Origin of the sequence: Protofrankia sp. Cr1 (genome assembly GCF_963555865.1) — a bacterium.
Taxonomy (GTDB): Bacteria; Actinomycetota; Actinomycetes; order Frankiales; family Frankiaceae; genus Protofrankia.
The window spans coordinates 8111-11666 of sequence record NZ_CAUVXO010000062.1 but is presented as its reverse complement, the minus strand read 5'-3'; the positions used below and the strand labels follow the sequence as shown (position 1 = coordinate 11666).

The window sequence follows — 3556 nt, the reverse complement described above, 5'->3', positions numbered from 1 at the left end:
CGCGTCCAGGACCACGAACCGCAGCCGGCGTCCCCGGCTCTTCTTGTCCACCCGCATCGCGTCGAGCAGGTCCGCCCAGCGGTCCGCGCGGTAGGTCGTGGGCAGGCCGATGCGTTCGAGCAGGTCGCGATGCCGGTCGGCGACGGCGTCGTCCAGGCCGGCGGCGAGCCGGCTCAGGGAGGCGGCGAAGACCATTCCGACGGACACGGCGGCACCGTGGCGCCAGGTGAAGCCCTCGACCTTCTCGATGGCGTGCCCCAGGGTATGCCCGTAGTTGAGGATCTCCCGGCGACCGGCCTCCGACGGGTCGGCCGCAACGACGTCCGCCTTGACCCTGATCGACCGTTCCAGCAGCTCACGCTGATGGCGCAGACCCGTCGGGTCGTCATCGAGCAGATCGAGGATGACCGGGTCTGCGATGAACCCCGCCTTCACCACCTCGGCCAGCCCCGAGGCACGCTCGTTCGCGGACAGGGTCGCCAGGGTCGCCAGGTCACACAGCACGGCCAACGGGTGATGGAACGCGCCGACGAGGTTCTTGCCGGCGTCGATGTCGATCCCGGTCTTGCCGCCGAGCGCCGCATCCACCATCGCCAGGACGGTGGTCGGCACCTGCACGACGTCGACGCCACGCAGCCAGGAGGCGGCCACAAATCCGGCGAGGTCGGTCGTAGCTCCACCACCGAGGCCGATGACGACGTCATCACGGGTGAAACCAACCTGGCCCAGGACGTCCCAGCAGAAGCCCGCGATGCGCAGCTGCTTGGCCTCCTCGCCGTCGGGGACCTCGACCGCGTGGGCCTCGATCTTCGCCGTGTCGCGCAGATCCGCGACCACGGCGTCCGCGGTCGCCCGCAGTGCCCGCGGATGGATCACCGCCGCCCGGGTCCGGCCGGCCACCAGGTCGGCGAGATCGCCGAGCAGACCCTCCCCGACCACGACCTCGTAGGGCCGCACACCCGCCGGAGCGACCGCCACCCGGGTCACCGGTGCCACCGTCACGGCCCGACCACCAACTTCTCGACCAACTCGACTACCTCCTCGGGTGTGCGGCCCGCGGTGTCCACCACCGCGGTTGCGACTTCGGCATACAGCGGCGCCCGCGCCCGCAGCATCGCCGTGATCCTGGTACGCGGCCCCTCGACCAGCAGCGGACGGTCCCGGGCCAGACCCACGCGCGCCACCGCGTCACTGACCCGGACGTCGAGGTGGACGACCAGGTGCCCGCGCAACGACGCCCGCGTCGCCGCGTCCAGCACCGCACCACCGCCAAGGGCAAGGACGCCCTCATGCTCGGTCAGGGCGCGTGCGACCGCGTCCCGCTCCAGGGCACGGAACGCGTCCTCACCACGCTCGATGAAGATGTCGCCGACCGGCATCCCGGCATGGCGCGCCACATCGGCGTCGGTGTCGCGGAAGGCCGTCCCGAGCCGCCGCGCGAGCACCTGCCCCACCGTGGTCTTCCCGGAGCCGGGCGGGCCCACGAGCACCACGACCGGCCGTCGTCCGCCACCGCCGCTGTCAGCGGCGATCATACCGGCTCCGACCTGATGATCAGCGACTTCAGGTACGCCTCACAGTTGCGCCGGGACTCCTCCACCGAGTCGCCACCGAACTTCTCCACGGCCGCGTCGGCGAGCGCGAGTGCGACCATGGCCTCGGCGACGACCCCCGCGGCGGGTACCGCGCACACGTCGGAGCGCTGCGCGATCGCGACCGCCTGTTCGCCGGTGGCGACGTCGATCGTGGCCAGCGGCCGGGACAACGTCGAGATCGGCTTCATGGCCGCGCGGACCCGCAGCGGCTCGCCGGTGGTCATCCCGCCTTCAACGCCGCCGGCGCGGTCGCTGGCTCGGCGCACCCGATACGGCGCCGCTGACACACCGTCGGCGGGCAGCCGTTCGATCTCGTCGTGGGCCTGCGACCCCCGCCGCCGGGCCGTGGTGAAACCGTCACCGAACTCCACTCCCTTGATGGCCTGGATGCCCATCAGCTCACCGGCGATCCGAGCGTCGAGGCGACGGTCACCGTGGACGTAGCTACCCAGCCCCGGTGGACAACCGTAGGCCAGGACCTCGACGATCCCGCCGAGAGTGTCGGCGTCCCGACGGGCCGCGTCGATCTCGGCGACCATCCGGATACTCGTCGCCGGGTCGGCGCACCGGACCGGATCGGCGTCCACCACATCCATGGTCACCGGCTGTGGTGGTGGCGAGCCGGGCGGTGTCTCCACGCTGCCGATCGCCACCACGTGCGAGACGACCTCGATGCCGTAGGCCTGCCGGAGCAGGGCCTTGGCTACGGTCCCGAGGGCGACACGCGCCGCGGTCTCCCGCGCGCTGGCCCGCTCAAGGACGGGCCGGGCGTCGGAAAAGCCGTATTTCTGCATCCCGGCCAGGTCCGCATGCCCGGGTCGGGGCCGGGTCAGCGGAGCGTTTCGGGCCAGACCCGCCAGCTCCGCGGCGTCGACCGCATCGGGCGCATCGGGCGCCATGACCTGGCGCCACTTGGGCCACTCGGTGTTGCGGACGAGGATGCTGACCGGACCGCCCAGGGTGAGGCCGTGGCGCATGCCCCCCAGCAGCTCGACCTCGTCACGCTCGAAGCTCATCCGCGCGCCGCGGCCGTGCCCCAGGCGGCGGCGGGCGAGTTCGTCTGCGATCTGGGAGCTCGACACCCGGATACCGGCCGGCAGCCCCTCGACGGTCGCCACCAGAGCCGGGCCGTGCGACTCCCCTGCAGTCAGCCAACGCAGCATGAATCCAGTCTTCCACGCATGCCGGCCATCGCACGCCGGCCATCGCACGCCGGTCATCGCACGCCGGTCATCGACGCGAACCGGACAGGCGTTGGTCAGCGGCTGCCCAGGACCGCGACGAAAGCGCCCGCGAGCAGAAACGGCCCGTAGGCGATGTGCGCACGCAGACTCGCCCGCCTGGTCACCAGCAGGAGCAGTGCCCACATCCCGGCCAACGTCATCCCCACCATGAACCCGGTGAGGACGACCGGGGCACCGAGCCACCCGAGAGCGCCGCCGAGCAGACCTGCCAGTTTCACGTCACCGAACCCGAGGCCGGCTCCGGGTAACGCCCACAACGCCGCGGACACCGCGGACACGACCGCCGCGGCGAGCACACCGCGCATCCACCGTCCCGGATCCCCATCGGTGAGGGCCGCTATCCCGAACAGCACGGCCAGGATCGGATAGGACGGCAACGTGAGCGCATCGGGCAGGCGGTGAACCCGGACGTCGATGACGGCCAGCGTCACACCCACCACCCCGAGGTAGGCGTATGCCGGCAGCCAGTTGACATGGTCGGCCAGCTTGACGGCGAACGCGACGACCACCACGCCGGTGAGCACGCCCAGCAACCAGCTGGTGGGTACCGGCCCGCGGATCTGCTCACCGTCCACCGGCCCGAAGGCACCTACCAGTGCGGGAAGCACCGGCACAGCGCCCAGTGCGGCAAGAACGATCATACTGGTGGATGCGGCCGCAGCGAGGTTCACACGGGTGTCCCGCCGCCGGAACCGACGGCGGCGGTCGGCGCCGGCG

General features: G+C 71.7%; 4 protein-coding genes. All 4 read right to left on the bottom strand.

Features of this window, described 5'->3' with window-relative positions; all coding sequences use genetic code 11:
• Positions 1 to 1002, bottom strand: a 1002-nt coding sequence (aroB, locus tag U9980_RS08145; RefSeq protein ID WP_322767378.1) for a 3-dehydroquinate synthase, incomplete at its 3' end; no start/stop codon positions are given.
• Complete coding sequence (locus tag U9980_RS08140) at positions 999 to 1535, bottom strand: shikimate kinase (RefSeq protein ID WP_322747538.1); 537 nt, start codon at positions 1533 to 1535, stop codon at positions 999 to 1001. The genes U9980_RS08140 and aroB, both read right to left, overlap by 4 nt.
• On the bottom strand, positions 1532 to 2758 hold the full coding sequence (gene aroC / locus U9980_RS08135) for a chorismate synthase (RefSeq protein WP_322767377.1): 1227 nt from the start codon (positions 2756 to 2758) through the stop codon (positions 1532 to 1534). The genes U9980_RS08140 and aroC overlap by 4 nt, the downstream gene beginning before the upstream one ends.
• Positions 2759 to 2853: 95 nt before the next feature.
• A partial coding sequence (locus U9980_RS08130) for an A24 family peptidase (RefSeq protein WP_322767376.1) occupies positions 2854 to 3556 on the bottom strand: 703 nt, incomplete at its 5' end.